This is a genomic window from Rubrivirga marina (assembly GCF_002283365.1).
GTDB classification, from domain to species: Bacteria; Bacteroidota; Rhodothermia; order Rhodothermales; family Rubricoccaceae; genus Rubrivirga; species Rubrivirga marina.
The window spans coordinates 75,255-100,301 of record NZ_MQWD01000005.1 but is presented as its reverse complement, the minus strand read 5'-3'; the positions used below and the strand labels follow the sequence as shown (position 1 = coordinate 100,301).

Here is a 25,047-nt window from a genome sequence, read left to right as displayed (position 1 = left end):
GACGCCCGGCTTCACCGGCGGACCGACTCCGCCCACCGCCCTCAAGGGCAGCACCATGAACTCACTCTCTCCCTCCACGTCCGGGGCTGCCCGGTTCCTCGCCCGCGTCCCGGTCCGCCTCCTCGGCCTGTTCGCGCTCACCGTCCTCATGGCCGCCGAGGCCTCGGCCTCCGGCGGCGCGGCCATGCCGTGGGACGGCCCGCTCCAGACCCTCGCCGACGCGCTCACCGGCAACACGGTCCGCCTCGTGGCCGTGATCGCCATCGCGATGGGCGGCATCATCTGGGCCTTCACGCGGAACGAGGAGGGCGCCAAGCGGATCGGCCAGGCCGTCCTCGGGCTTGGCATCGCGATCGGCGCGACGACGTTCGCGGCCACGCTCGGGATCTCCGGGGCCTCCTTCTAGACCGCCCCGTCCGGGCCGGTCGAGGACCTCCACGCGCCGACACGCGCGCTCCATCGGCCCGGTCGCTGGGTCCACGCCACCCGATCCCCCATGTTGTCCCCCCAGACACGCCGCCGCGACCGCGCGGACGGGCTCCAGGCCGCCGAGCGGCTCCCCGAGCGCCCGGTCCACCAGTCGCTCGTCCGCGTCCCCCGGTTCGCCGGCGTCGACCGCTCGTTCCTCATCCTCGAGGTCACGCTCGTCGTCTGCCTCGTGTACCTCCTGGGCCTCTCGGTCGGCTCAGGACTCGTCGTCCTCGCCGTCGTGGCCGGGGTCCACCCGCTCATGGTCAAGCTCTCGGACGTGGACGAGCTGCTCCCCCAGTTCGCCGCGCGGACGCTCACGCAGGCCGACGCCTACGACCCGCTCCCCCCCGCCTCGACAGGCTCGCGGAAGCCGACCCCGTCGGTCCCTAGCCGATAACAACAGCCCTCCGCCCACTCCGCCATGAGCCTCCTCGCTGCCGCCGCTGGACTCACCGCGGGCGCCCTCGGCGCCGCCGGACTCGGCCGCCTCCGTGAGCACCGGGCGGCCCCGCGCGGGCTCTCCGACCTGCTCGGTTGGGGGTTCCTGGTGGGGGAGGGGGTCGTCCTCACGAAGGACGGCTCGTTCCTGGCCGCGTGGCGCGTCCGGGGCCGCGACCTCGCCTCCTCGACCGCCGCCGAGGTCGTGAACCTGGCGGGCCACGCGAACGCCGCCCTCGCCGCGCTCGGCGACGGGTGGATGGTCCACGCCGACGCCGTCCGCCGCGACGCGACGGGCTACGCGCCCCCCGAGCGCTGCCACTTCCCGGACCCCGTGAGCCGGGCCATCGACGGCGCCCGCCGCGCCCGGTACGCCTCCGTCGGCGAGCACTACGAGACCGAGGCCGTCCTCACCGTGACCTACACGCCGCCCGCGGGGCTCGCGAGCCAGCTCCAAACGCGGCTCGTGAGGGGCCGCGAGGACGGGTCCGCGTCCGAGGTCTGGGACCGGCTCGTAGGTCAGTTCGAGCGCGACCTCCGCGGCGTCCGCGACCGGCTCTCGTCGGCCATGCGCGTCGAGCGGCTCGGGAGCGCCGCGCTCCTCTGTCACCTCCACGAGTGCCTGACCGGGCTGGGTGACGCCGTCGGCGTGCCAGGCCGGGGGGCGTACCTCGACCACGCCCTGAGCGACCAGCCGTTCGTCGGCGGGTTCGAGCCTCGCGTCGGCGCCAAGCACGTCCGCGTCGTGGCGGTTCAGGGCTACCCGAGCGCGACCCGGCCCGGCCTCGCCGACCCCGCCCTCCGCCTGCCCTTCCCGTACCGCTGGAGCGTCCGGTTCCTCCCGCTCTCGCCCGCGACGGCCGTAAAGGCCATCGGGAAGGCCCAGCTCGGGTGGTTCCAGAAGCGCCGGGGCGCGGGCGACTGGGTGAAGGACCTGGCCTCGAAGCAGAAGCGCGAGACGACCGAGATGGACCTCGCCTTCCAGGACGGGAACGCGACCCAGATGGTCCACGACGCCGGGAACGCCCGCGCGGCCAACTCGGGCGGCGACGTCCGGTTCGGGTACCTCACGGTCTCCGCCGTCGTCATGGCCGACACACGGCGCGAGGCCGACGACCGCGCCGCCGCGCTCCTGAAGGTCGCCCGGGACCTCGGGTTCACGGGGCGCGTCGAGGACGTGAACGCCGTCGACGCCTTCCTAGGAACGCTCCCGGGCCACGGCCACCCCAACCTCCGCCGTCCGCTCTTGACCACGGAGAACGTCGTCGACGTCCTGCCGCTCACGGCACCGTGGGGGGGCCACGAGGCCGTCCCCTCCCAACTGTTCCCCCCGGACAGCCCGCCGCTCCTGTGGGCCAAGACAGACGGCTCGACCCCGTTCCGGCTCTGCCTCCACGAGGGCGACGTCGGCCACACCCTCGTCGTCGGGGCCACAGGCGCGGGGAAGTCGGTGCTCGTCGGGCTCCTCCTCGCGCAGTGGCGACGCTACGAGCGCGCCCGGACGGTGACGTTCGACGTCGGCTACAGCCACTACGTCTCGGGCCGCGCGATGGGCGCGGCGCACTACGACCTCGCGGGGCCGCTGGCGGCCCGGAACCCGGTCGAGATGCAGCCGCTCCGCGACGTGGACCGGCCCGAGGTCCGGACGTGGGCCGTCGACTGGGTCGAGTCGCTCGTCGAGCTCCAGGGCCAGGCGCTCACGCCGGAGGAGCGGGGCCGGCTCACGCACGCCGTCGGCCTGCTGGCGGAGAACCCGCCGGAGGGCCGGACGCTGACCGCGCTCCTCGTAAACCTCGGGACCGAGCGGCTGAGGGCGCTCGTCCGGCCGTACACGCTGGAGGGGGCCTACGGCGCGCTCTTCGACGCGGACCGCGATTCGTTTGCACGTGCGGACGTGCAGGCGGCCACCGACGGCCGCGGTCGGGGAGAGGGGGCCGTCCGGCACCAGGTCGTCGAGCTCTCGCACCTCGTCGGGATGTCGGACCGCGTCCTCGTGCCGGCCCTGACCTACCTGTTCCGCCGCGTCGAGGAGTCGCTCGACGGCTCGCCTACGCTCATCGTCATCGAGGAGGCGTGGGCCGCCCTCATGCACGGCCGCTTTGCCGACCGGCTCCGCCAGTGGCTCCTCACGCTCCGCAAGCGGAACGCGGCCGTCGTCGTCGTGGCCCACAGCCCGGCCCAGTTCCGCGACGGCGTCGAGGGCGCCCAACTCCTGATCGAGAGCTGTCCGACGCGGATCTTCCTGCCCAACCCCGACGCCACAGAGCCCGACACGGCCGCGCTGTACCAGTGGCTCGGGCTGAACGGGGCCGAGGTGTCTCGGCTCGCGCGGGCGCGGAAGAAGCGGGACTACTACGTCCGCTCGCCGTCGGGCGCGCGGATGTTCGACCTCGCCCTCTCGGACCTCGAGCTCGCCTTCCTCACCGCGCTCCCCGGCCGGTCAGCCGACGAGACGGTTCGGGAGGCCGCACGGCTGGCCGAGACCGAGGGCGCCCGGTGGCCGCAGGCGTGGCTTCGGCTCGCCGGCCTCTCCGGCCGCGCCGACGCGCTGGCCGAGCCGTGCGGCTCGGGTGGCCGACGCGACGAGAGGGCAACGAGCGGTCCGGCCGCCCACCCTCACGGGCCGGGTCTGGTCGGCCGGGCGTCGGCGACGCACGCCGACGTCTCTCCACCGTCGGCGGTCGGCCCTACGCGGCCATGACCCCGGCGGTCCAACCCTCAACGGGACCGGCCGGCTCTCGCCGTCGGGCGTCGGGCCTCCCGCTCCCACAGCCCAAGCACCATGCTCAGGCACTCTCTCTCCGGCCCCCCAGCGGTCCGGTCACGCCGCCACGTCCCCGGACGCGGCGGACCTTCCCCGACGAGCACGCGACGGGTCCGCTCCAGGACCCTCGCCCCGCTCGCCCTCCTCTTCCTGTTCGCCCTGCCCGCTCAGGAGGCGAAGGCGCAGTGGGCGGTCGTGGACCCGGCTCACATCGCCAAGAGCGTCTGGAACGGTCGGAAGATCGTCGACCAGCTCCGCACGAACCGCGACCAGCTCCGGGCCTTCACGGAGAACCTCCGGCGGCTCGCGCGCTACAACCTCCGCGACGTCACCGGGTTCGTCTCGGCCGTGGACGCCACGCTCGTCTCCGGCTCGAACGTGGCGTACGCCTCGGCCTCGCTCGTGAGCGACTTCGACTCGTTCTACCGGGGGGCCGACCCCACGGCCACCGCGACGACGACGGACGCCTGGCTCGACGACGAGCTCGACTCGGCCCTCGGGACGCTCCGCTCGATCCGCGAGCACGCCGTCCAGATCCAGGCGGCGCAGGCGGACCTGGCCGAGTTCCAACGCCAGATCCGGGGCGCCGACACGGCCCAACGGATCGCCGAGGTCCAGGGGACCGTCCAGGCCTACCAGGCCCAGGAGTCCCAGCTCCTCCGGCAGACGGCGCTCCTCCAGATCGACCAGGAGGCCCGGACGCAGGCGGCGGTCGCCGCCCGACGGGCCTACGTGGTCGACGTCGGTCGGAGGGCCGCCGCGCAGGCCGCCGCGAACTCTTCGGGCATGGGCGGAGTGGACTACAACACGACCGGGATCTTCTAGCCGTCCCGATCTACCGAAAAGGTCCCCGGCCTATGCGTCGGCCGGGGACCCTCCCAGAATTACCGGCCCCATGCGCTCCACCGCTCCCCTTTGCACTCCTCGCCCCATCTCTCGGACTCGACAGCCGCTCTTCGCCATGATCCTCGTCGGCCTCCTCGCCGCCGGGTGCGGATCGGAGACCGACACGGCGCCCTCTGGTCCTGCTGCCGACGGGATGGCAGAGTCGGTCGCCCACCTCGCCGCCTGCATCGATGACGCCCCCGACGAGCCGTGCGCCCCCCTCCCCGAGTACGGCGCGGCCTACTGGCTGTCCGAGGGGGAGGGGAGGTCCGAGACCTACCTCGACGGTGCCGCGCTCTGTCTCGAAGCGCTTCTCGAAGGGGCCGTCGTCGGCCGACGGGGCGCCTGCACGGACGTGTACGAGGCCTACGTACCCGAGGCGCGCGGGGGTAGCCGCGACCTCGACGGGCGGCTCGACGAGGCCCAGTCGGGCCGGGCGTTCGGGCTCGCCTATAGCGCCCTCGTCGCCGAGCGAACCCGCCGGAGCGCCGAAGGGATGACCGGGCGGGATTACAACACCGGCTCCATCTTCGACGCCCCCCCGGCGGACTCTACTCCACCACGCCGGTAGCGGCGACACCACCACGACCGCCCCCCCCTTACCCCGGCACGATCACACGCTCGCTCTGCTCCCTCTGTCCGCCGGGTGCGGTGACGGCCCCGATCCATACGCCGGCGGACCGCCCCCAGGCGCCGATACCGACGGACGCCCGCGCCCATAGCCCACCTCCAAGACTCCGTCGAGGACGCGCCCGACCGGCCGTGCGAGCGGCTCGCGGGCACCGACGTGGCGTGCCGGGTCCGGCAGGGGGTCACCTCGCCGGGACGAGGTCGAAGTCGGGGACGCGGAGCCCGGCCCGGTAGCAGAGGCCGATGAGGTTGTCGGTCGAGAACTTGTCGAGGTGGCCGTTCTTGATCTCGGAGACGCGCGGCCGGGAGACCCCGAGGGCCGCGGCGGCGTCGGCCTGGGTGTCGAACTCGGCCACGAACGACGCGAGCGACGAGAGCAGGCGGCTCTTGACGCGGAGGAGTGCGGCCTCCTCGGACTCGAAGCCGAGGTCCTCGAACACGTTGCCGGTGGAGCGGGTGGGACCGGGCATGGCGGTGGGGGTCTAGGGTGCGGGTGGCGACAGTCGGGTTCAGCGGAGGCCCTCGGACGCCCGCCACTCGACGATCTCTCGGTACCGGGCCGCCGCCAGCTTCTTCTGACGCTCGGGGAGGGCCTTCCCCGTCGTCGCCTTCTTGTGGACGACGTAGAAGCAGTAGACGGCCTCGGCGAAGCGGGCGACGTAGAACGTCCGGTAGGTCTCGGAGTCGCGGTCCGTGGTGATGGCGTAGACGCCCTTCCCGACGTCGTTCCGGGGCTTCGCGCTCCCGGACGTCTTGCCGCGCTGGGCCTCGTCGAGCGCGAACCCGACCCGCTGGCGGACGGGGGCCGGGCAGCCTCGGAGGACCTCGCGGGCGTCGGCCCAGAAATCGAGCGGCTTGCGGGAGTCGGACACGGCGTGTGGGTGACTCCTTCATTGTACGAAATTTCGTACATCGTGTTCCAGCACAGCGACCATAACTCTTGAGGCTGACCCGAGGGTGGCGTGGACCCGTGCAGTGGCCGGCGGTCGTGTCGTCGACCTTCAGGGCGGCTGAGGTCCGTACAGCGGACCGCCAGGGCGCACCTCCTTGCGGGCGAAGCCTGAAAGGACCCTGGGCACACGGCCGTGGATCAGCAGGGCGCCGACCAGCACGATCAGGACCGATGGGAGCACGACCGGGAGCGCGCCAGGTCCCGCGACCATCGTTCCCACCTGGGCGACGCCCGCGGCGACGAGCCCGACGTACGACCAGCTCATGAAGTAGGCGTGGGCCTCCAACCAAGACCCCCCCGGCCGGCGCAGGAGGGCCGGGACGAGCCCCGCGCTCAGCGTGGCGAGGCTGACGAGCGCGAGGACGTGGAACGGCCCCGGGCCCGAGGACTCCTCGTAGACCAACAGCGCGCTCACGTTCACGAGCACCAGTGCGCCAGCGTAGAGGCGGCCGAGGAGACGATGGCGCCGGCCGCCCTTCGGCTGGAGGAACACCATCGCTCCCAGAGTCAGGGAGGCGACAGCGAGTGCGATGTGGGCCGTGCCGAGCATTGGCGCGCTTCCCATCTAGCTCCCTCGCACAGCGAGGACATCGACGGCGGCAGCGAGACGGACGAGCACGAGGGGCGGTGTCTGGGGGCGAGCCCCCTACGGGACCCCGCTCCCCAGGTTGCGGTGTGAGGCCGCAGAACGGGTGTTGGGAGACGCAGGGCCGGTTAAGCGTCGGCCAGTCACCGGGCGGCAGTGCCGCTCTGTCCAGCGCGGCCCAACCAGCGAGGGAAATCAGATGGGAGTGGCGGGGTCGAGCACGGTCCGGCACCTACCGAGGTGAACCACACTCCGCCCGCCGATGCCTCGCACGCCCCGCCCCGTCCTCGCCGCCGCGCTGGCGGCGCTCGTCGTCGCCTCTGTCCCCGCCGCCCTCGCGCAAGCCGACGCCGGGCCGTCCGCTGCGGACCCCGAGACCATCGTCCTCGCCTCCGGCGCTACGGCTACCGTCGCCACGCCCGGCCCCGACGGCACCCTCGTCGGCGACGGGTTCACGTCGGGGTCCGTCGTCGTCACGTCGGCCCAGATGGAGCAGGCCCTCGGCGAGCTCGTGGCGGAGTACCAGCGGACCGGGCGCGCGGGCGTCCTCCGCCAGTCCACGGTCATGGTGTTCCCGTTCGGGCACAGCCAGCCCGTCCTCGCAGCGGCCCCGCTCCGGGCCTCGGTCATCGAGCTCCAGCCGGGTGAGACGGTCTTGGGCATCGTCGCCGGCGACACCGAGCGGTTCGCCATCGAGCAAACGCAGACCGGACCGGCGGGCCGTGTCCCCCTCGTCGTCGTGAAGCCCCTCGCCCACGACGTGACGACGAACCTCGTGGTCTCGACCGACCGACGGGTCTACCACGTCACGCTCGACTCGGCCCCGGCACCTCGGCGCGCGCGGTCCCGACGTGCCCGGCGCGCCGAGGCGCAGAACCCGCAGCCCCGCTACGCCCGGCACATCCGGTTCTACTACCCCGACGACGCCCTCGCCGGGACCGCCTACGGTCCCCGCGCGGCCGAGGCCGCCGCGGTGGCCGCGCGCTCGGCCGAGCCGACGCTCGAGGACCTGGCCTCGCTCGACGACCTCTCGTTCAACTACCAGACCGTCGGCGACCGCCAGGCCCGCGAGATGGTCGCGCGGGTGTTCGACGACGGCGTCCACACCTACGTCCAGCTCGACCCCGCGCAGCTCCGGGGCGGGACGGTCCCCGTCCTCTACGTCCAGGGGCCGGGCGGTGAGCGCGAGGTCCTCAACTACGCCTACGACGACGGGACCTACGTGACAGACCGGACGGCCGACGTGTTCGAGCTCGTGCTCGGGGCCACAGTCCGCACCGGCTTCCTCGGGCTCGGAGGGACGCGCCAGGTCGAGCGCTCCGTCCGAATCCTCCGCGCCAACGACTAACCCGTCCCGCCCTCGACCGGCGAGGGTGGCCCAGCGCAGAAGCACGCCATGTTCCCCCACGACGACGATCTCCAGCCGTTCGGTCCCCCCGACGTGGACTCGCCCATCCTCGATCCCGAGGTCTCCGCGCCGTCGGCCCCGCCCGGTGCGTGGACCGCCTCTGGCGACGGCGCTCCCGGCGATGGCCCCCAGCTCGACGACGGCCAACCCGAGGACGACCGGGCGACGCCCAGCGCGCTCACCGATGAGCGCCGGGTCGCCGACGTTCTGGAGCCCGAGCCCGACGAACGGAACGAGCCCGTCCGGATCGACCGGAAGTTCGCGATGGCGGGCGTCCTCATCGCCGGGACCGTCCTCTGCCTGCTCCTCGTCGTGTTCGGGGGCGGCGACTCGGCTGCACCGGACGCTCAGGCCGCGCCCGCCGGCCCGCCCCCGGGCGCGTACGTCGACGAGGCGACGGCCGGGTACTACGACGAGACGGCCCTCGACCCGGCGGCGCCCGTGGACCCAGCGTACCCGGACCCCTACGGGTCCAACCCCTACGGCGCTCAGGCGTACGGCTCCTACGGCGGGGGCGGCTCCGCGGCCCCGGCGCACGGCTACGCCACCACGCAGGCGTACGGAGCGACGGGGAGCGGTCAGGGCGCCGGCAGCCGCCCGGCGTCGGGCGCCCCCGCTCGGACGCCCGACCCGGCACGGGAGTCGTACGAGCGCGCCGTGGCCTCGCCGCTCATGGCGGGGTCGTCCGCGAGTGGACCGCAGAGGCCGGACCCGCCCGCCGACCTCGGGCCAGAGGTCGCCGAGGAGCTGGCGTTCATGCGCGAGGTGGCCGGGATGTTCTCGTCGAACGACGCCCCGCCGCCGACGGCGCGTGTCCCCGCCGCTGTGGCCCACCCGACGGCCCTGACTTCGCAGAGCACGGGGGCGACTCCCCAGAGCCGAGCCTCGGCGACCGCCAGCGCCGGGCGCGGCACGGAGTACGAGGTCGTCGCCAGACCGGCCAGCGGGCGCCCAACACTCCGGGCCGGGTCCGTCATCCCGGCCGCGCTCGTGACGGGGATGAACTCGGACCTGCCCGGCCCCGTCGTCGCCCAGGTCACCCGAAACGTCTACGACTCGGTGACCCAGCGCGACGTACTGATCCCGGCCGGGACCCGCCTCGTCGGCGAGTACGACGACCAGATCGCGACGGGCCAGAACCGGGCGCTCGTGGCCTGGACACAGATGACCTTCCCCAACGGGACAACGGTCGAGCTGCCGGGCCTGCCCGGCGCCGACCTCGAAGGCAACGCGGGGCTCTCCGACCGGGTGGATCGCCACTACGGCCGCGTGGTCGGCTCGGCGTTGCTGCTGGCCGCCGTCGGCGCCGGGGTCGAGATGGCGGCGCCGTCCAACCGGGGCATCGGGTTCGACGTGTCGCCCCAGGAGGTGGCCTCGCGACAGGTCGCCATCGAGCTCTCGCGGATCGCGACCGAGACGGTCCGCCAGGATCTCCGCGTCCAACCGACGGTCCGGGTCTCGCCGGGGTACCGGTTCTACGTCCTGCTCGCGCGCGACCTCCCGTTCGCCAGCCCGTACCGGGCTCGGGCGGCCGTGGGCCGGTTCGCACGGGGGGCGTCCTCCCGCCGGTAACACCGCTCTACAGCCGCCATGCCCACGCCTGCCCCCCGGACCCGCGCCGTCGGCCGAGCCGCCCGCGTGGTCGGACGCTGCGCCGCCGTCGCCGCGGTGGCCGCGCTCGCGGCTCCCGAGGCCGCCGCCCAACTCGCCCCGGTCCCCGTCGTCCCCCCGCCCGTCCTCGACACGATCGTCGACGACTTCCGCACAGCCGTCCAGGCTGCCCGGCCCGCGCTCCTCGGGATTGCGGCCGGGACGTTCGGGGTCCTCGCCGTCATCGAGATCGCCCTCTCGGCCATCGTCTGGACCCTCCGCGAGAGCGGCCCCGACCGCATCCTGAGCGCGCTCGTCTTGAAGCTGGCGTGGCTCGCGTTCGCGTTCGGGCTCATCGCCTCGTTCGGCGTGTGGTTCCCGCCCATCATCGACGGGTTCCTCGCGGCCGGGCAGACGGTCGCGCCCGGCGTCGTGAGCCCGGGCGACGTCCTGGGCCTGGGCGTCCAGCTCTCGACCTCGATGGTCAACGGGTTCTTCGACGGCGTGAGCTTGATCGACCTCTCGTTCTCGCTCATGGCGACGGCCATCCTCGTCGCGCTGGCGGCCTTCTTCGTCGAGCTCATGTACGCGGTCATCGCGGCAGCTCTCGTCGTCGTCATCGTCGAGTCGTTCATCGCGCTCGCGGCGGGCGCGCTCGTCCTCGGGTTCGCCGCCTTCCGCGGGACGGCCAACCTCGCCGACCGGTTCGTGGCCTACGTGTTCAACCTGGGCATCCGGCTGTTCTCGCTGTTCCTCCTCGTCGGCGTCGGGTACAACGTGGCCCAGACGTGGCTCCCGCTCGTTTCGGGCGGGTCGAGCGACGTGACGGCCGCGCTCACCGTCCTCGGGGGCTCGCTCACGTTCACGCTCCTCGTCGTCGTCATCCCCTACAAGGTCTCGACGCTCCTCACGCGCGACCTCACGGTCGGGTTCGAGCGGGCGCTGAGCTCCGTCTAGCTGCGCCGTCTGCGGCGCACAAGCCATGTCGATCCTCGACCGCCTCACCCGCCGTCCCCGCTCTGCCGCCCCCTCGGGCGACGGCCATGCGGGGAGCCTGCCCCCCGCTCTCGCCGCTGAGGCCCCGCCCAAAGGGTGGGCGCGGGACGAGAAGGCGCCGCCGGAGGTGCTGCGGGGCCGGTACGAGTTCACCCGCCAGTTCTCCGACCTCGCGAAGGGGAAGCGGAACTGGCAGCTCGTCGCGTTCGGGTCGCTCGCGCTCCTCGCCCTCTCGGTCGTCGGCCTGGTCACGCTCTCGCTCCAGAGCCGCGTCGTCCCCTACGTCGTCGAGGTGGACCGGCTCGGCCGCGCGGAGGCCGTCGCTCCGGCCGACGCCGTCCCCGCCGCCGAGGACCGCGTCGTGACGTCGGCCGTCGCCCGGTTCGTCGCCGACATCCGGACGGCGTACCCGGACCCGGTCGCCCAGCGCGACGCCGTCTATCGGGCCTACGCCCACGTCGCCGGCGACGCCCGGGGCTACCTCGAGGGGTACTTCTCCGACCCCGCCAACGACCCTCGCCAGCAGGGGAGGGGGTACCGCCGGGCCGTCGAGGTCACGAACGTGCTCCCGGTCCCCGGCGCCGCCGAGGGCGGGCCGGCGACGTACCGGGTCCAGTGGAACGAGCGCGAGGAGTCCCCGCGCGAGGGCGTGCGGGAGCGGGCGTGGGAGGGGTACCTCTCGGTCACAGTCGCGCCACCGACGACGACGGAGGCCGTCGAGCGGAACCCGCTCGGGGTCTTCGTGACCGACCTCTCGTGGAGCCCGCTCGCCCCGACGGCAGGCGACGCCGCGCCCTCCGACTCCGACACCGAGGTGGAGGAGCGCCCGGCCCAGCGGGAGACCGAGACGCCGCCCGTCAGGCGGCCGGTGAGCGCCCCGCCCCGCCGCCCGGCCGCTGCCGAGGCCCCGTAGCCCGTGCCCGCGCCGACACCGCCCGGCTCCCGGTCGTCGGTCACGCTCGTGGCCGTCCTCTTGGGCTCCGTCGTTGTCGGCGCGCTATACGCCGCCGCCGCGCTCGCCAACGCCGCCGGGTACGGCGCCCACCTCGGCCCCCCCGCCGTCCGCCTCGTGGGAAGCGGCCTGGTCGTCGTCCGGTGCGCCCTCGTCCTCGGCGCGGGCGCCGGACTGGGGCTCGCCGTATACGGCCGCTGGCGTCCGGCGCTCGCAGTCCTCCTGGCCGTCGTCGTGTGTGCGCCCGCGTGGGCCGGGCCGGTCTACGCCCCCTCTGACGGGGCGCTCTGGACGTCCCAAGCAGCACGGACGCTCGGGGCCGACTCCGCCGAGGTCGGGCTGGCCGTGAAGGCGGGTGCGGTCGGCGGGCTCCTCGCGCTCACGCTCCTCGCCGCGCTCACGGCGCCCCGTCCCACGCGGCCGTCGTCCGCCCACGGGACGGCCGCGTGGGGCGAGGGCCGGACCCTCCTCGACGCCCCGGCCGGTCTCGTCCTCGGGCGGTCGAACGGGCGGCCTCCCGAGGCGGGGCACGCCGTCGAACGGTCGCGGGCAGCAGGGGAGGGGAGAGGCCGCCGGCCGCTCGGCGGCCGTAAGCCCGGGGGCCGGTCTACCGGCCCGCTCCTCCGCTACGACGGGCCGGGCCACGTCCTCACCGTCGCGCCGACCCGGGCGGGGAAGGGCGTCGGGGCCGTCGTCCCGAACCTCCTCGACCACCCCGGGCCGGTCGTCGTGACCGACCCGAAGGGGGAGAACCTCGCGCTCACGGCGCGCTATCGGGCGGGCGTCCTCGGCCACCGGGTCGTCGCGCTCGACCCGTTCGGGCTCGCGCCCCGGGACCTGTTCGGCGACGTCGGGCGGGGTCGGATCGAGCGCGGGCGGCTCAACCCGCTCGACCTCGTCGGCCTCGGATCCGCCGACGCCGCGGACGACGCCGCGCTCCTCGCCGAGATGTTGGTCGTCGAGGACGGGGGCGCGGGCGAGAGCCGGTTCTGGTCGGACGAGGCCAAGGCGCTCCTCGCCGGGCTCGCCCTCTACGTCGCCCTCGACTACGACGGGCCGGGCCGGTCGCTCCTCACGGTCCGCGAGCTCCTGACCGGCGACGCGCGGACGTTCAAGGCCCTCCTCGGCACGATGATGGGGCACGACGACCCGGTCGTGCGGCGGACGGGGAACCGGATGGACCGGAAGCACGAGCGCGAGCTCTCGGCCGTCGTCTCGACCGCCCAGAGCCACACGCACTTCCTCGACTCGCCCCGGATGGAGGCCGTCCTCGGCCGGAGCACGTTCGACCCGGCCGACCTCCGACCCGGACGCCCCCGCCGCGCCGGGCACGTGTGGGGCGTCGGCGACCACGCGCTGCCGGACCCCGAGGGCGGGGCGGGGCGGCTCCCCCACCCGGGTCCACTCTCGGTCTACCTCCTCCTCCCGCCCGACCGGCTCGACGCCTTCTCGCGGTGGCTCCGGCTCTCGGTCGCGACGACGATCTCGGCCCTCGCGCGGCTCGGGCCGCTTCCGGGCGGGGCGCCGTCGCCGGAGCGGCGCGCGCTGTTCCTCCTCGACGAGTTCGCCCAGCTCGGGCCGATGCCGCCCGTCCGCCGGGCCGTCTCGCTCATGGCCGGGTACGGCGTCCAGGTCTGGCCCTTTTTGCAGGACCTCGGCCAGCTCCGGCGGCTCTACCCCCGCGACTGGGAGTCGTTCGTCGCCAACGCCGACGTGGTCCAGGCGTTCGGGACGACGGACCAGTTCACGGCCGAGTACCTCTCGAAGATGGCCGGGACGGCGACGGTCTTCCACCAGTCGCAGTCGTCGGGGCGGAGTCGGGGGAAGCACTCGTCGCGGTCGTCGTCGGCCGGGGCGACGGAGACGGGCCGGCCGCTCGTGACGCCGGACGAGCTCCGACGGCTGGGGCGCGACGACCAAGTCCTCCTCGTGCGCGGGGAGGACCCGGTGCTGGCCCGCCGGATCGCGTACTACGAAGACCAAGCGTTTGGACCACGCGCTCGGACCAGGTCATCTACTGGCCCCCCGAACCCCAGTAGCAAACCCCAAAGGACAGCTCGACCTGCCGCGAAGGTGTGATAACCGCCCTCACACCATGTAGGGCACGTCGGAGGCGTGCGTGGGGTAGGCCCAGATCGTCTCGCGGAGCGCGCGCGCCGAGACCCCGTGGCGGATCGCGAGCGCGAACACGTTGACGAGCTCGCCCGCGCCCGGCCCCAGCAGGTGCGCGCCCACGACGCGGTCGCCGGCCGTGAGCACCTTGTAGCACGCGACCTCGGCCCGGACCCGGCGGTAGGTGTACCAGTCGGTCGTGTCGCCCGTGTGTACCTCGATGTCGAGGCCCCGCGCGTCGGCCTCGGCCTCGGTCAGCCCTACGCGGGCGAGGGGCGGGCCGGTGAAGGCGACCGAGGGGACGCCGTCGTGGTTCGGCGTCCGGTGCGGGCCCTTGAGGAGGTTCGACGCCACGACGTGGGACTCGTGGGCGGCGACGGGCGTGAGCGGCGGGCCGCCCGAGTCGGCCGCGTCGCCGGCGGCCCAGACGCGCGGGTTCGAGACGCTCCGGAGGTGGTCGTCGACCGTCACCCCGCGCTTCGAAGACTCGACGCCCGCGGCCTCCAGGTCGAGGTCGGCGAGGGCGGGGACCCGGCCGGCCCCGTGGACGACGAGGTCGGCGTCGACCGTCCAGCGCTCGCCGCCCGTGGTCTCGGTCGTCACCCGGAACCCGTCGCCGTGGCGCTCGACGCCGACGACGGACGTGCCCAGGCGGAGGTCGACGCCGATCTCACAGGTGTGGGCCGCGAGGCGGTCGACGAGGTCGGGGTCGAAGGCCTCGAGCGGCCGCTCGCCGCGGTGGACGACCGTCGCGCGGGCGGCCGTCCGGGCGACGACGTGGGCGAATTCCATCGAGACGTAGCCGCCGCCCACGAACACGACGTGCTCGGGGAGCGCGTCCAGGTCGAGGAAGTCGGTGCTCGTGGCGACGTGCTCGGCGCCGTCGAACGGGAGCGGGGCCGGCTCGGCGCCCGTCGCGACGAGGAGGTGCTCGAACGTCAGGCGACGCTCGCCGTCCTCGCCGTCGACCACGAGCGCGTCGGGGGCGACCAGGCGGGCGCGGCCATGAAGCGTGTCGATCCCCTTCTTCTTGAAGGCGGCCTCGCGCTTGTCGGGGACGGGCTCGGTGAACGTCCGCTTGAAGGCCATCAGGTCGGCCCAGTCGATCGAGGGGGGCGCGTCGACGCCGTGGCCGGCCATCCGACGGCCCCAGTCGACGAGGTGCTCGGCGCCGACGAGCACCTTCTTCGGGTCGCACCCACGGAGGGCGCACGTCCCGCCGTAGGGGCGCGAGTCGACGACGGCCACGCGCCAGCCGGCGGCGGCGCACTTGTGGGCGGCCGTCGAGGCGCCGGAGCCGGTGCCGAGGACGACGAGGTCGTAGGGGTCGGGCATGGGCTCAGGCGGCGCAGCAGCTCAGCTGGCCGACGTCCTTCCGGAACGTGATGGCGGCGAGCTTGACGGCCTCGGAGAGGGTGAGGTACGGGTGGAAGGCGTCGGCGAGCTGCCGGGTCGTGATCCCGTGGCGGACGGCGAGGGCCACCTCCATCAGGAGCTCCGAGCCCTCGGGCGCCAGGACCCGGGCGCCGAGGACGGCGTCGGTCTCGCGGTCGCGGACGAGCGTGACCGAGCCCCGCGTGTCGCGCGCAGCCAGGGCGCGGGGGACGTGCTCCATCGCGAGCGTCGAGGCCTCGGCGTCGAAGCCCGTGGCCTGGGCCTGGGCGAGGTCGAGGCCGACGCCGGCGAGCTGGGGGTCGGTGAAGACGACCCAGGGGAGCGCCGTGTAGTCGGCCCCGGCGTAGAGGCTCTGCTGTGCGTTTCGCGCGGCGAGCGCGCCCTCGTACGCCGCCGTGTAGACGAACATCTTGTCGCCGAGCACGTCGCCGGCCGCGAACACGCCCTCGGCAGATGTCCGGAGGGTGGCGTCGACGGGCACGAAGCCCCGTTTGTCGGTGTCGATGCCGAGCGCCTCCAGGCCCAGGCTGTCGGTGTTGCCGCGGCGGCCCGTCGCGAGCAGGAGGTGCGAGCCGCGGACCGTCTCGGTGCGGCCGTCGACCTCGATCTCGACGACGGTCTCGGCGCCCCCGCGGCGGACGGCCTGCGTGGCGACGCCGGTGCGGACGGTGACGCCGTCGGCCCGGAGGAACCCTTCGAGCGCGTCGGTGAGCGCGGCGTCTTGGCGGGGGAGGACGCGGGCCGAGCGCTGGAGGAGCGTGACGGGCACGCCGAGCCGGGCGAACGCCTGGGCGGCCTCGACGGCCACATATCCACCACCGAGCACGACGAGGTGGTCCGGTGCGGCGCCCAGATCCCAGAGCGTGTCGTTCGTCAGGAAGCCCGCGTCGGCCAGGCCCGGGACGTCGGGGACGAACGTCCGGGCGCCGGTGGCGACGAGGACGGACCGGGCGCGGAGCGTCGGGCCGCCGGCCACCTCGACCGTGTGGAGCCCGCCCCCCGCGAGAGGGCCGCCGTCACGGCCCGCCAGCCGGGCGCGGCCGGCGACGAGGTCGATGGCGTCGTCGCCCGAGACCACGTCGACGTACTTGGCCTGGCGGAGGTCGGCGACGAGGGCGCGGACCTGGGCGAGCACGGCGCCGAAATCGGCCACGCGGCCCGTCGTCTCGACGCCGTCGAACGCCGTCCGCTGGGCGCGGTGGACGGCCTCGGCCGCGCGGATGGTCGCCTTCGAGGGCACGCAGCCTACGTTCACGCACGTCCCGCCGATGGGGAGCCCGTCGTTGACGATGGCCGTGCGCCCGCCGAGCTCCGACGTTTTGAGCGCGGCGGCGAAGGCGGCCGAGCCCCCACCGATCACGACGAGGTCGTAGGTGCCCTCGGGGAGGGACTCGAGCGCCTCGGGCTGGACGGCCGAGGCCGCGCCGTCGCCTGAGGGGACGGCCGGGGGCTCGGTGGGGGCGCCGTAGCCGGCCGCGGGACCGGAGGCGGGGGCGGCGGGCGCCTCGCTCGGTGCGGCGCCTTCGAGGGCGGCGCCTTCGAGAGCGGCGCGGTAGCCCGCGGCCTCGACGGCGCCCACTAGGTCGGCCGGGCTCGTGGGCGCGTCGTCGTCGAGCGTGACGTCGGCCCGGCCGGACTCCCAGCCGGGGACGTCGGCCGAGGCCACGCCGGGGAGCGCCTCGAGCGCCTTGGTGACGTGACGGGCGCAGCCCGAGCACGTCATCCCGCCGACGGTGAGGGTCAGGGTCTCGGACATGTCAAGCGTCGGTGGCGGGCGTCGTGGGGTAGCCGGCGGCAGCGGTCGCGGCCATCAGGTCGGCGACCGTCGCCCGCGTGGGGTCGAAGGAGACGACGGCGCGGGGCGGCGCAAACGAGACGTCGGCCGCGTTCACGCCGTCGACGTTCAGGAGCGCGCGGCGGACGGTCGCGTCGCACGAGGCGCACGTCATGCCCTCGACGGTGAGCGCCACCTGGGCCGTCGCGAGCGGGGCACCTGTGGGGAGCACGGCCGAGTCCGGCGGCCCGCTGGCGGCGCGGACGAGCCACGGGGAGGCGAGGAGCAAGACGGCCGCGAGCGCGCCCACGCCCAGGATCGCGCGGCGCGTGCGGGGCTGGACGGCGTCCTCCTCGCAGTCGCAGTCGGCGGCGTCGCTGCCCGAGGCGGCGAGCCGGGCCGCGCGCCACTCGCGCCAGGCCACGAAGCCCAGCGCGCCGACGGCGAGGACAATAAAGAAGGGCCGGTAGGGCTCGAAGGCGGTGAGCGAGCCGACCCAGGCGCCGCCGACGCCGAGGGACACGAGCAATAGCGGGACGGTGCAGCAGGCGCTCGCGGCCACGGCCGCGCCGATCGCGGCGGCCACGCCCCAGCGGGCGCCCCGGTCGGCGGGGGGGTCAGGCGGAGGGGTCGTCATCGTGGCGGAGGGCGTCGAGGATGGGGCAGGGGTCGGTCGGGGCGTGGTCGCGGCACGCCGCGATGAGACCGTCGAGGGTGTCCCGGATCCGTTCGAGGTCGCGGACCTTCGCGGCGACGTCGGCATGGTGGGCCTCGGCACGGGCGCGGACGTCGTCGCAGGGGTCGCCCTCAGAGACCGCGAGGTCGAGGAGCCCGGCGATCTCGCCGAGCGAGAACCCGAGCTCCTGGGCGCGCCGGACGAACCGGAGCCGCTCGACGTCGCCGGGTCCGTAGGCGCGGTACCCCTTGGCCGTCCGGGCGGGCTCGGGGAGGACCCCGGCCCGCTCGTAGTAGCGGACGGCCGATGGGGCCACGCCGGCGGCGCGGGCGAGGGCGCTGCGGGTGAGGGCCACGGCCTCAGGCGCCGAGCGCGGCGTGGAGGCCGGCCTCGGTCACGCCGCCCGCCCGGCAGCACGACGCGAGCTCGCCGTCGACGGCGACGGCGGGCACGGACCGGACGCCGAGACGGGCGGCCTCGGACGCGACGGCCTCGGCGTTGACGGAGCGGACCGTCACCGTGTCGTCGGGTCGGGCGAGCCGTTCGACGAGCGCCACGGCGTCGGCGCAGAGGGGGCAGTCGGCGGAGTAGACGTCGATGGTGCGGGGCGTCATGGGGGCGCGGGGCGGGTTCGGAGGCAGGGTAGGGCCTGCACCGTGGTGCAGGGACCTTCACGTGACGCGGTCTTCACCCTGGGTCCGGGTCCCGCCCGCGTCATGCGTCGGCCTCCCGGTACGCGAGGAGCCGGAGGGCGTTGAACACGACGACGAGCGTGGACCCCTCGTGGAGCGCGACCGCAGGTCCGATCCCGAGCCCGAAGAGCGTAGCCGGAACGAGGAAGGCGACCATCCCGAGGCTCATCCACAGGTTCTGGCGGATGATCCCGCGGGCCTTCCGCGAGAGCCCGACGGCGAACGGGAGCTTCGAGAGGTCGTCGGCCATGAGCGCCACGTCGGCGGTTTCGAGGGCCACGTCCGAGCCCGCCGCTCCCATCGCGATGCCGACGGTTGCGTTCGCGAGCGCGGGCGCGTCGTTGACGCCGTCGCCGACCATCGCGACCTCGCCCGACCGTCGGAGCGCCTTGATGGCCTCGACCTTGTCGTCGGGGAGGAGGTCGCCGCGGGCCTCGTCGATCCCGACGGCGCGGCCGACGGACGAGGCGACGGCCTGGGCGTCGCCCGAGATCATGATGGTCTTCTCGATGCCGAGCGCGTGGAGCCGGCGGATCACGTCACGCGCCGACTCGCGCGGCGTGTCCATGAGTCCCACGACGCCCAGGAACCGGTCGCCCCGGCGGACGAGCATGGTCGAGCGGCCGTCGGCCTTGAGCGCGCGGTCGCGCTCCAAGAGGGCCTCTGGCGCGGCCGTGCCGCCATCCAGCGTAAACAGGTCGGGTTTGCCGACCTCGGCGGGCTCGCCCGCCAATGTGGCGCGGACGCCGTGGCCCGTCACGCTCTGCAAGTCCTCGGCCGCCACGCCATCCGAGGCCCGCTCGCCCAGGTCGCGGACGATGGCGCGCGCGAGCGGGTGCTCGCTCAGGCGCTCGACGGCGACGACGGCCTCGACCAGCTCGGCCTCGGTCGCGCCGTCGGCGGGCACCACGTCCGTCACGCGCGGCTCGCCCTCGGTGAGCGTGCCGGTCTTGTCGAAGGCGATGGACGTGAGCCCGCCCAACGCCTCCAGCGGGCCGCCGCCCTTGACGAGCACGCCGGAGCGCCCGGCGCGGGCGACGCCCGAGAGCACGGCCGAGGGCGTGGCGATGGCGAGCGCGCACGGGCTGGCGGCCACGAGCACGGCCATCGCGCGGTAGAACGAGACCGCGAACGGCTCGGAGAACCACCCGAGCGCGTCCAGGGCCGGCGGCCCGACGAGCAGCAAGACCACGAACACGAGCACGGACGGGACGAACACCCGCTCGAAGCGGTCGGTGAACTTCTGCGTCGGGCTCTTCTCCGTCTCGGCCTCGGCCACAAGCTGGACCACGCGGGCCAGCGTGGACTCCGACGACGTCTTGGTGACCACGATGTCGAGCGCGCCGGACCCGTTGAGCGTCCCCGCGAACACGCGGTATTCGGGCTCCACGCTCGCGGGGTCCGCCAGCGCGGCGTCGGGGTCGTCGGCGGGCCGCTTGTCGACGGGCACACTCTCGCCCGTCACGGCCGCCTGGTCCACGGCGCTCGTCCCCTTCACGACCACGCCGTCGGCTGCGATCCGCTCGTCGGGCCGGATGACGACCGTGTCGCCGACGCGGAGGTCCTCGACGGGCACCTCGGTCTCGGCGCCGTCACGGCGGACGCGGGCCGTCGCCGGGGCCAGCTCCGCCAGCGCCTCGATGGCCCGGCGTGCGCGGCCCATCGCGTAGCCTTCGAGCGCGTGGCCGATGGAGAACAGGAAGAGCAGGAGCGCGCCCTCGAACCACTCGCCGAGCGCGGCGGCGCCGGCCGCGGCCACCAACATCAAGAAGTCGATCTCGAAGCGGCCCGCGCGGATGGAGTCGACCGCCTCGCGGACGGTGAACCACCCGCCGAAAAAGTACCCGCTGACAAAGAGAGCGAGCGGGATCCACTCGGCCACACCCGTAAACGCCTCCAGCGCCCACCCCACCGCGACGACGACGCCGCATAGGACGGCGAAGACCAGCTCGGTCCGCTCGCCGAAGATGCCGCCGTGGTCGTGCCCGCCGGGGCCGTGGTCGTGGCCGGTGTGGTCCTCCTCGGCCGGCTCGACGGCCCTCGGCTCGCCGGGGAGCGGGCCTCGGCCCTGGGGGTGCCCCTCGGCGGCGGCCACCTCGGATGGCTCCGGCGCCGTGACGGTCACGCCGAGGTCGGCGAGCGCGCGGCGGAGGTCGGCCTCCGTCGTCTGGTCGCGGTCGAACTCGATGCGGACCGGGCCGGTCGCGTTCGCCTCGGCCTCGATCACGCCCGGCCGCTGGCGGAGCCGCTCGGCGACGGTCCGCGCGCGGCGCTGGCGGGGCAGCCCGGTGACCTCCCAGAGCACGTGGCCGTACCGCTCGGTGATCCGTGCGCCGGCCCGCTCGGCCGCCCGCCGGAGGCGCGGGAGCGCGACGGCGTCGGGGTCGTAGTGGAGGCAGAGCTGGGCCGGGCGCTCGCCGTCGGGACCCCGCTCGGGCGGGACCACGTGGGCGCGCTCGACGCCGAGGACGGCCGCCAACTCGTCGGTGAGCCGGGCGACGCAGGCGTCCTGGGCGTCGGGCGCGTCGGGGAGCAAGACGTCGAGGTCGAGGCGGAGAGGGTCGGGCATGGGAGTCGGATCGGAGAGGGTCAGGAGGGGAGGCTCCACGGGCTGTACAGGGTGTGCGCCGGCGCGGCGGCCCAGAGCAGCGCGGGGGCTGCCAGTCCCCGCGAAGCCCACCGCAGGAGCGACGGCTTACGCATCGGCCGGTCCGGGCAGGTCGGTCACGACCTCCTCGATGGCCGCGCGGACGGCGGCCTCGGTCGTCCGGTCCCGGTTGTACTCGACGTGGAGTGTCCCGTCGTCCGTCGTCTCGACCCCCCGTACGCCGGAGACCCGCCGGGTCCGCTCGGCGGCGGCGCAGGCCGCCGCCGCGTCGGCCACGCGGGCGTGGACGTGCCCGAAGTGGGTCCGCTGGCTCTCGGAGAGGACGCAGACCGTGTCCCGGACGTCGTCGGCCGGGGCCACGGCCGGGTCGTGGTGGACGCACAGCCGGACCGGCGTCCCGGCGATGCCGGTCACCACGTGGGCCAGGACGACCCCGTCGTGGGCCTCGAGCGTGGCGACGAGCCGGACCACGCAGGGGTCGTGGGCCTCGTCCACGTCCGGGAACACGTCGGCGAAGGGGAGGCAGAGCGTTGCCATCGGGGTGTGGGGTTGGGGGAGGGGACCGTCAGCCGAAGTAGACGGCGACGAGGGCGAACAGGGCGAAGCCGCCCACGAGGGCGAGCGAGTCCCAGCGCGAGTCCGGCGTCTGGTGGGCCTGCGTCACCATCTCCTCGACGGCGATCGTGAGGAGGATCCCGGCGGTGAGTGCGAGGAGCGAGACCTTGTAGAGGTCCGGGAGCCCACGGACGGCCCAGTAGCTCAGCGTGGCTCCGAGGAGGATGGGGAGCGCGAGCGAGGCCGACAGCAGGAGCCGCCGCCGACGCGGGACGCCCTCGCGGCGGAACGTGGCGATCGTGGCGAACCCCTCGGGTACGTCGGCCGGGACCTGCCCGAGCGCGAGGAGGAGCCCCAGCCCCAGGCTGAGCGTCGAGCCCGCCCCGATGAGGACGCCGTCGGAGAAGAGGTCCACCGAGACGCCGAGGTAGATCATCCACGCGCCCGCGTCGGCGGCGGCGTCGGCCCCGCCGAACCGGCCCCGGACGTACCCGACGGCGGCGTCGAGCGCGACGGCGACGGCGCCCCCCGCCACGAGTGCCAGGATCGGGATCCACGGTCGGCCCACGCCGAGCACCTGCTCCATCAGCTCGATCCCGACCACACCGATGACGATCCCGGCGGCAGCGTGGAGCGCCAGCCTCAGCACGCGGTCGCTCTGAGGGACGACCTCAGCGAGGAGGCCCCCCGCGAAGTTGGCCGCCGCCGGGAGGGCCGTGAGCGCGAGGACGGTGAGGTACTCGTTCATGGGGCCGAGCGGGTCAGGAGGCCGTGGCGAAGTGGAGGCCGAGGTCGGCCGTGAGGGCGGTGAACAGCCGGTGGACGTCGGCCTCTACGGGGGGGTCGCCGGGCGTCGTCGCCAGGCGGAAGCGGTCCTCGAACTCGGCCCCGTCCGAGACGGCGAGGGCGGCCCGCCCCGCCCCGGTCTCCACCGAGAGGACGTAGCGCTTCTCGACGCCCCGAGCGACGCGGACCGTGACCGGGAGCGAGCACCGGGCGGGGCCGTCGGGGCGGGGCGCGCCCGCCTGGACGTCGTCGATCCCGGTCCGCTGGGGGTACGGGAGCCCCCCGTTCAGCCGGGGCGCGGCCTCGCGGAGCGCCTCGACGAGGCCGAGCAGGAGGGGGCAGGGGTCCGGGTCCGTCACGGCTTCGGGGGGTGAAGCGGGAGAAGTGTCGCCCTCGCGGAGCCAGGCCCACGCCTCGGCGAGCAGGGCCTCGGAGAACGACCGGACGGCGTCCGGGGCGAGGAGCCGGTCGAGCCACGCCGTCCACGTGTGCCACTCGCCGTCGCCGACGAGGGCCAGCCGCCCCACGGCGACGGGCCGGACCGGCGCGTCGGCGGGGTCGGCCCACGCCGCCCCGGGCTCGGCCGGGCCGTGGTGGTCGTCGGCGAGGACGAGGAGGTGGACCGGCCCGTCCCGGCCCGCCCGCTGGAGGGCCGCCCGGAGCGCCCGGTAGTCGTCGCCGGTGAGGGCGCCGCCGAGGCGGACGCCGAGGACGTCGTTCTGGGTCTGCGGGAGGAGCTCGTACATGGGGTGGCGGGGAACGGGGCCTACTTCGAGAGCGCGAGGATGCGCCGGGCGCCGTTGGCGACGATGACGAAGACCAACGCGCCCGCGATCAGGTCCGGCGCGGCCGAGCCCGTCGCCCAGACGACCAGGGCCGAGAGGATGACCAGGCCGTTGACCTTGATGTCGTTCGAGGTAAAGATCCAGCTTGCCTCGACGTGGGCCTCGCCCGGGCTGCCTCCCCGCGCCCGGCGGAGCACCAGGAGCGTCGCGACGTTGCCCAAGAGGGTGAGGCTCGCCACGACGATCATCGTCGCCACGTCGGGCGCCTCGCCGCCGACCGCGAACCGGCGGACCACCTCGGCGAGCCCGAACACGGCGAGCCCGCCCTGGAGGTAGGCGCTGTACCGCGCGAGCTCCTTCTTCCGGGCCACGGCGCCGCCGACGGCCGCGAGGCTGAGCGCGTAGACGAGGGCGTCGGCGAGGTTGTCCAGCGAGTCGGCGACGAGCCCCATCGAGCCCGAGACGAGCCCGGCCGTGAACTCGACCACGAAGAACGTGGCGTTGATGCCGAGCGCGATGCGGAGCGGGCCGCGCTCCTCGGTCCCGGTCGTCTCGGGGACGAGGTCCGCTTCGGTAGCGGACTCCGTCTCGCCCGACGGGCGGGCGCCGAGTCCGAGGCCTGTGAGCGCGTCCGTGACCGGCGCGGCGTCGCCCTCGTGGACCACGACCACGCGGCGGGCCGTGAGGTCGAACCGGAGCGGGCCGACGCCCTCGACGTCGGCCAGCGCCATGCGGACGAGCCGCTCCTCGGCGGCGCAGTCCATCTTCTCGACGTGGTAGGCGGTGCGGTTCATTGAGGGGCGTGGGTCTGACGAGCGGCGCCCACAGGGAGGACAGGCCGCGTGTGAAATAGAAGGGAGGCGGACGAATCAGGGCCATGAGGCCAGACTTCGCGCTTATCTAGATCGAGTCTAAACTGACTGACCATGAGACGGATCATCACGGCTGGGCTGGCGCTCGGGACCCTCGGCGTCCTCGGCGCGATGGTGTGGCAGGGGGTCACCTCGGCCGGCAACCCCGACCCGCTCGCGGCCGACCTGAGCCCCGGGGCCGTCGTCATGAACACGGGGCTCATCGTCTTCAGGGAGGGGCTGGAGGCCATCCTCGTGTTCGCGGCGGTGACGGCGAGCATGATGGGCGCGCACCGGGTCTACCGCCGGCCGATCACGTGGGGGGCCGCCAGCGCGTTCGTGGCGAGCGTGGCGACGTGGTTCGTCGTCGTCGCCCTCATCGACGCCGTGAACGCGCCGGCCCTCGACGTCCAGGCGGCGACGGGCCTGCTGGCCGTCGTCGTGCTGCTGGTGATCATGAACTGGTTCTTCCACAAAGTCTACTGGACCGGGTGGATATCGATGCACAACAAGCGCCGCCAGCGGCTCCTCGCCGAGGCCGGGCGCGAGGGCTCGCGGACGGCGTGGGGGTTCGCGCTCCTCGGGTTCTCGGTCGTCTACCGCGAGGGGTTCGAGGTCGTCCTGTTCCTCCAGAACATGCGGCTCCAGGCGGGCTCCGGCGTCGTGTCGCAGGGGGTCGCCATCGGGCTCGCGTTCACGGCCGTCGTCGGGGTGCTCACGTTCGTGGCCCACCACCGGCTGCCCTACAAGAAGATGCTCGTGTTCACCGGCGTCATGCTGGCGGGCGTCCTCGTGGTGATGGTGGGCGAGAGCGTGCAGGAAATGCAGCAGGCCGCGTGGGTCGGCGTCACGCCCGTGCCCCTCGCGATCCCGGCGTGGATGGGGATGTGGTTCGCCGTCTTCCCCACGGCCGAGTCGCTCGGCGCCCAGGCGGTGGCCGCCCTCTTGGTCGGCGGGTCGTACGTCGTCTCGCGGTACCTCAAGGTGTGGCGGCCCCAGCGGAGGGGCCAGCGGCCCGCCGTCCGGCCGTCGGTGCCGCCGCCGTCCCTCGCCGTCTCCTCCCGACCGGAGCCGGTCGTATGAGACGGGACCCTGACCGGCTTGGAGGCTCGCGCCCCCGGCCACCGGGGTCGCCCCCTCT

At 74.4% G+C, this 25,047-nt stretch carries 24 protein-coding genes; 11 read left to right on the top strand and 13 right to left on the bottom strand.

The window, feature by feature from the left end; all coding sequences use genetic code 11:
- The first annotated feature begins 55 nt into the window (after positions 1-55).
- The 5 genes from BSZ37_RS20620 to BSZ37_RS20600 all read left to right on the top strand — a co-directional run bounded on the left by BSZ37_RS20620 (position 56) and on the right by BSZ37_RS20600 (position 5,129).
- On the top strand, positions 56-406 hold the full coding sequence (locus tag BSZ37_RS20620; protein ID WP_095512569.1) for a TrbC/VirB2 family type IV secretion system protein: 351 nt from the start codon (positions 56-58) through the stop codon (positions 404-406).
- 90 nt (positions 407-496) lie between these two features.
- On the top strand, positions 497-868 hold the full coding sequence (locus BSZ37_RS20615) for a VirB3 family type IV secretion system protein (RefSeq protein ID WP_095512568.1): 372 nt from the start codon (positions 497-499) through the stop codon (positions 866-868).
- A gap of 24 nt (positions 869-892) precedes the next feature.
- Positions 893-3,610 (top strand): VirB4 family type IV secretion/conjugal transfer ATPase, encoded by a 2,718-nt coding sequence (locus BSZ37_RS20610; RefSeq protein WP_095512567.1) that lies wholly within the window; start codon positions 893-895, stop codon positions 3,608-3,610.
- An 81-nt stretch (positions 3,611-3,691) separates the two neighbouring features.
- Positions 3,692-4,498, top strand: coding sequence for a type IV secretion system protein (locus BSZ37_RS20605; RefSeq protein WP_143537782.1), 807 nt, complete (start codon positions 3,692-3,694; stop codon positions 4,496-4,498).
- Positions 4,499-4,634: 136 nt separating this feature from the next.
- Complete coding sequence (locus BSZ37_RS20600) at positions 4,635-5,129, top strand: hypothetical protein (RefSeq protein ID WP_095512565.1); 495 nt, start codon at positions 4,635-4,637, stop codon at positions 5,127-5,129.
- 241 nt (positions 5,130-5,370) lie between these two features.
- On the opposite strand, the gene BSZ37_RS20595 is transcribed toward BSZ37_RS20600, so the two are convergent.
- The 3 genes from BSZ37_RS20595 to BSZ37_RS20585 form a co-directional block, all read right to left on the bottom strand.
- On the bottom strand, positions 5,371-5,658 hold the full coding sequence (locus tag BSZ37_RS20595) for a helix-turn-helix domain-containing protein (protein ID WP_095512564.1): 288 nt from the start codon (positions 5,656-5,658) through the stop codon (positions 5,371-5,373).
- A gap of 39 nt (positions 5,659-5,697) precedes the next feature.
- Entirely contained in the window at positions 5,698-6,060 is a 363-nt protein-coding gene (locus tag BSZ37_RS20590; RefSeq protein WP_095512563.1) for a type II toxin-antitoxin system RelE/ParE family toxin, read from the bottom strand.
- Positions 6,061-6,189: 129 nt separating this feature from the next.
- Entirely contained in the window at positions 6,190-6,705 is a 516-nt protein-coding gene (locus BSZ37_RS20585) for a DUF2306 domain-containing protein (RefSeq protein ID WP_095512562.1), read from the bottom strand.
- Positions 6,706-6,988: 283 nt separating this feature from the next.
- On the opposite strand from BSZ37_RS20585, the gene BSZ37_RS20580 reads away from it, so the two are divergent.
- The 5 genes from BSZ37_RS20580 to BSZ37_RS20560 are packed head-to-tail and all read left to right on the top strand — an operon-like array spanning position 6,989 to position 13,751.
- Complete coding sequence (locus BSZ37_RS20580; RefSeq protein ID WP_095512561.1) at positions 6,989-8,074, top strand: TrbG/VirB9 family P-type conjugative transfer protein; 1,086 nt, start codon at positions 6,989-6,991, stop codon at positions 8,072-8,074.
- Positions 8,075-8,122: 48 nt separating this feature from the next.
- Positions 8,123-9,706, top strand: coding sequence for a TraB/TrbI/VirB10 family type IV secretion system protein (locus BSZ37_RS20575; RefSeq protein WP_095512560.1), 1,584 nt, complete (start codon positions 8,123-8,125; stop codon positions 9,704-9,706).
- 18 nt (positions 9,707-9,724) lie between these two features.
- Positions 9,725-10,681 (top strand): P-type conjugative transfer protein TrbL, encoded by a 957-nt coding sequence (gene trbL, locus BSZ37_RS20570; RefSeq protein WP_095512559.1) that lies wholly within the window; start codon positions 9,725-9,727, stop codon positions 10,679-10,681.
- Between the two features lie 25 nt (positions 10,682-10,706).
- Positions 10,707-11,633, top strand: coding sequence for a VirB8/TrbF family protein (locus tag BSZ37_RS20565; protein ID WP_095512558.1), 927 nt, complete (start codon positions 10,707-10,709; stop codon positions 11,631-11,633).
- A 3-nt stretch (positions 11,634-11,636) separates the two neighbouring features.
- Positions 11,637-13,751, top strand: a complete 2,115-nt coding sequence (locus BSZ37_RS20560; RefSeq protein WP_095512557.1) for a type IV secretory system conjugative DNA transfer family protein — start codon at positions 11,637-11,639, stop codon at positions 13,749-13,751.
- 9 nt (positions 13,752-13,760) lie between these two features.
- Here BSZ37_RS20560 and BSZ37_RS20555 read toward each other — a convergent pair whose 3' ends face one another.
- The 10 genes from BSZ37_RS20555 to BSZ37_RS20510 all read right to left on the bottom strand — a co-directional run bounded on the left by BSZ37_RS20555 (position 13,761) and on the right by BSZ37_RS20510 (position 23,849).
- Positions 13,761-15,119, bottom strand: a complete 1,359-nt coding sequence (locus tag BSZ37_RS20555; protein WP_095512556.1) for a dihydrolipoyl dehydrogenase family protein — start codon at positions 15,117-15,119, stop codon at positions 13,761-13,763.
- A 4-nt stretch (positions 15,120-15,123) separates the two neighbouring features.
- Positions 15,124-16,935 carry a mercury(II) reductase gene (gene merA / locus BSZ37_RS20550; RefSeq protein WP_095512555.1) on the bottom strand — a complete coding sequence of 604 codons (1,812 nt, stop codon included), beginning with the start codon at positions 16,933-16,935 and terminating at the stop codon, positions 15,124-15,126.
- Between the two features lies 1 nt (position 16,936).
- On the bottom strand, positions 16,937-17,590 hold the full coding sequence (locus tag BSZ37_RS22830; RefSeq protein ID WP_095512554.1) for a mercuric transporter MerT family protein: 654 nt from the start codon (positions 17,588-17,590) through the stop codon (positions 16,937-16,939).
- Complete coding sequence (locus BSZ37_RS20540; RefSeq protein ID WP_095512553.1) at positions 17,571-17,984, bottom strand: MerR family DNA-binding protein; 414 nt, start codon at positions 17,982-17,984, stop codon at positions 17,571-17,573. The genes BSZ37_RS22830 and BSZ37_RS20540 overlap by 20 nt, the downstream gene beginning before the upstream one ends.
- Before the next feature lie 4 nt (positions 17,985-17,988).
- Complete coding sequence (locus BSZ37_RS20535; protein ID WP_095512552.1) at positions 17,989-18,243, bottom strand: thioredoxin family protein; 255 nt, start codon at positions 18,241-18,243, stop codon at positions 17,989-17,991.
- A 100-nt stretch (positions 18,244-18,343) separates the two neighbouring features.
- Positions 18,344-20,890 carry a heavy metal translocating P-type ATPase gene (locus BSZ37_RS20530; protein WP_095512551.1) on the bottom strand — a complete coding sequence of 849 codons (2,547 nt, stop codon included), beginning with the start codon at positions 20,888-20,890 and terminating at the stop codon, positions 18,344-18,346.
- A 126-nt stretch (positions 20,891-21,016) separates the two neighbouring features.
- Positions 21,017-21,466, bottom strand: coding sequence for a hypothetical protein (locus tag BSZ37_RS20525; protein WP_095512550.1), 450 nt, complete (start codon positions 21,464-21,466; stop codon positions 21,017-21,019).
- 28 nt (positions 21,467-21,494) lie between these two features.
- Entirely contained in the window at positions 21,495-22,232 is a 738-nt protein-coding gene (locus tag BSZ37_RS20520) for a ZIP family metal transporter (protein WP_095512549.1), read from the bottom strand.
- Between the two features lie 13 nt (positions 22,233-22,245).
- Positions 22,246-23,016 carry a SpoIIAA family protein gene (locus BSZ37_RS21685; RefSeq protein WP_143537781.1) on the bottom strand — a complete coding sequence of 257 codons (771 nt, stop codon included), beginning with the start codon at positions 23,014-23,016 and terminating at the stop codon, positions 22,246-22,248.
- A gap of 20 nt (positions 23,017-23,036) precedes the next feature.
- Positions 23,037-23,849: a cation efflux transmembrane domain-containing protein gene (locus BSZ37_RS20510; RefSeq protein WP_095512548.1), complete on the bottom strand. Its 813-nt coding sequence runs from the start codon at positions 23,847-23,849 to the stop codon at positions 23,037-23,039.
- 132 nt (positions 23,850-23,981) lie between these two features.
- On the opposite strand from BSZ37_RS20510, the gene BSZ37_RS20505 reads away from it, so the two are divergent.
- A complete protein-coding gene (locus BSZ37_RS20505) occupies positions 23,982-24,989 on the top strand; it encodes an FTR1 family iron permease (protein WP_218830608.1) in 1,008 nt (335 codons plus the stop codon).
- Positions 24,990-25,047: the final 58 nt, after the last annotated feature.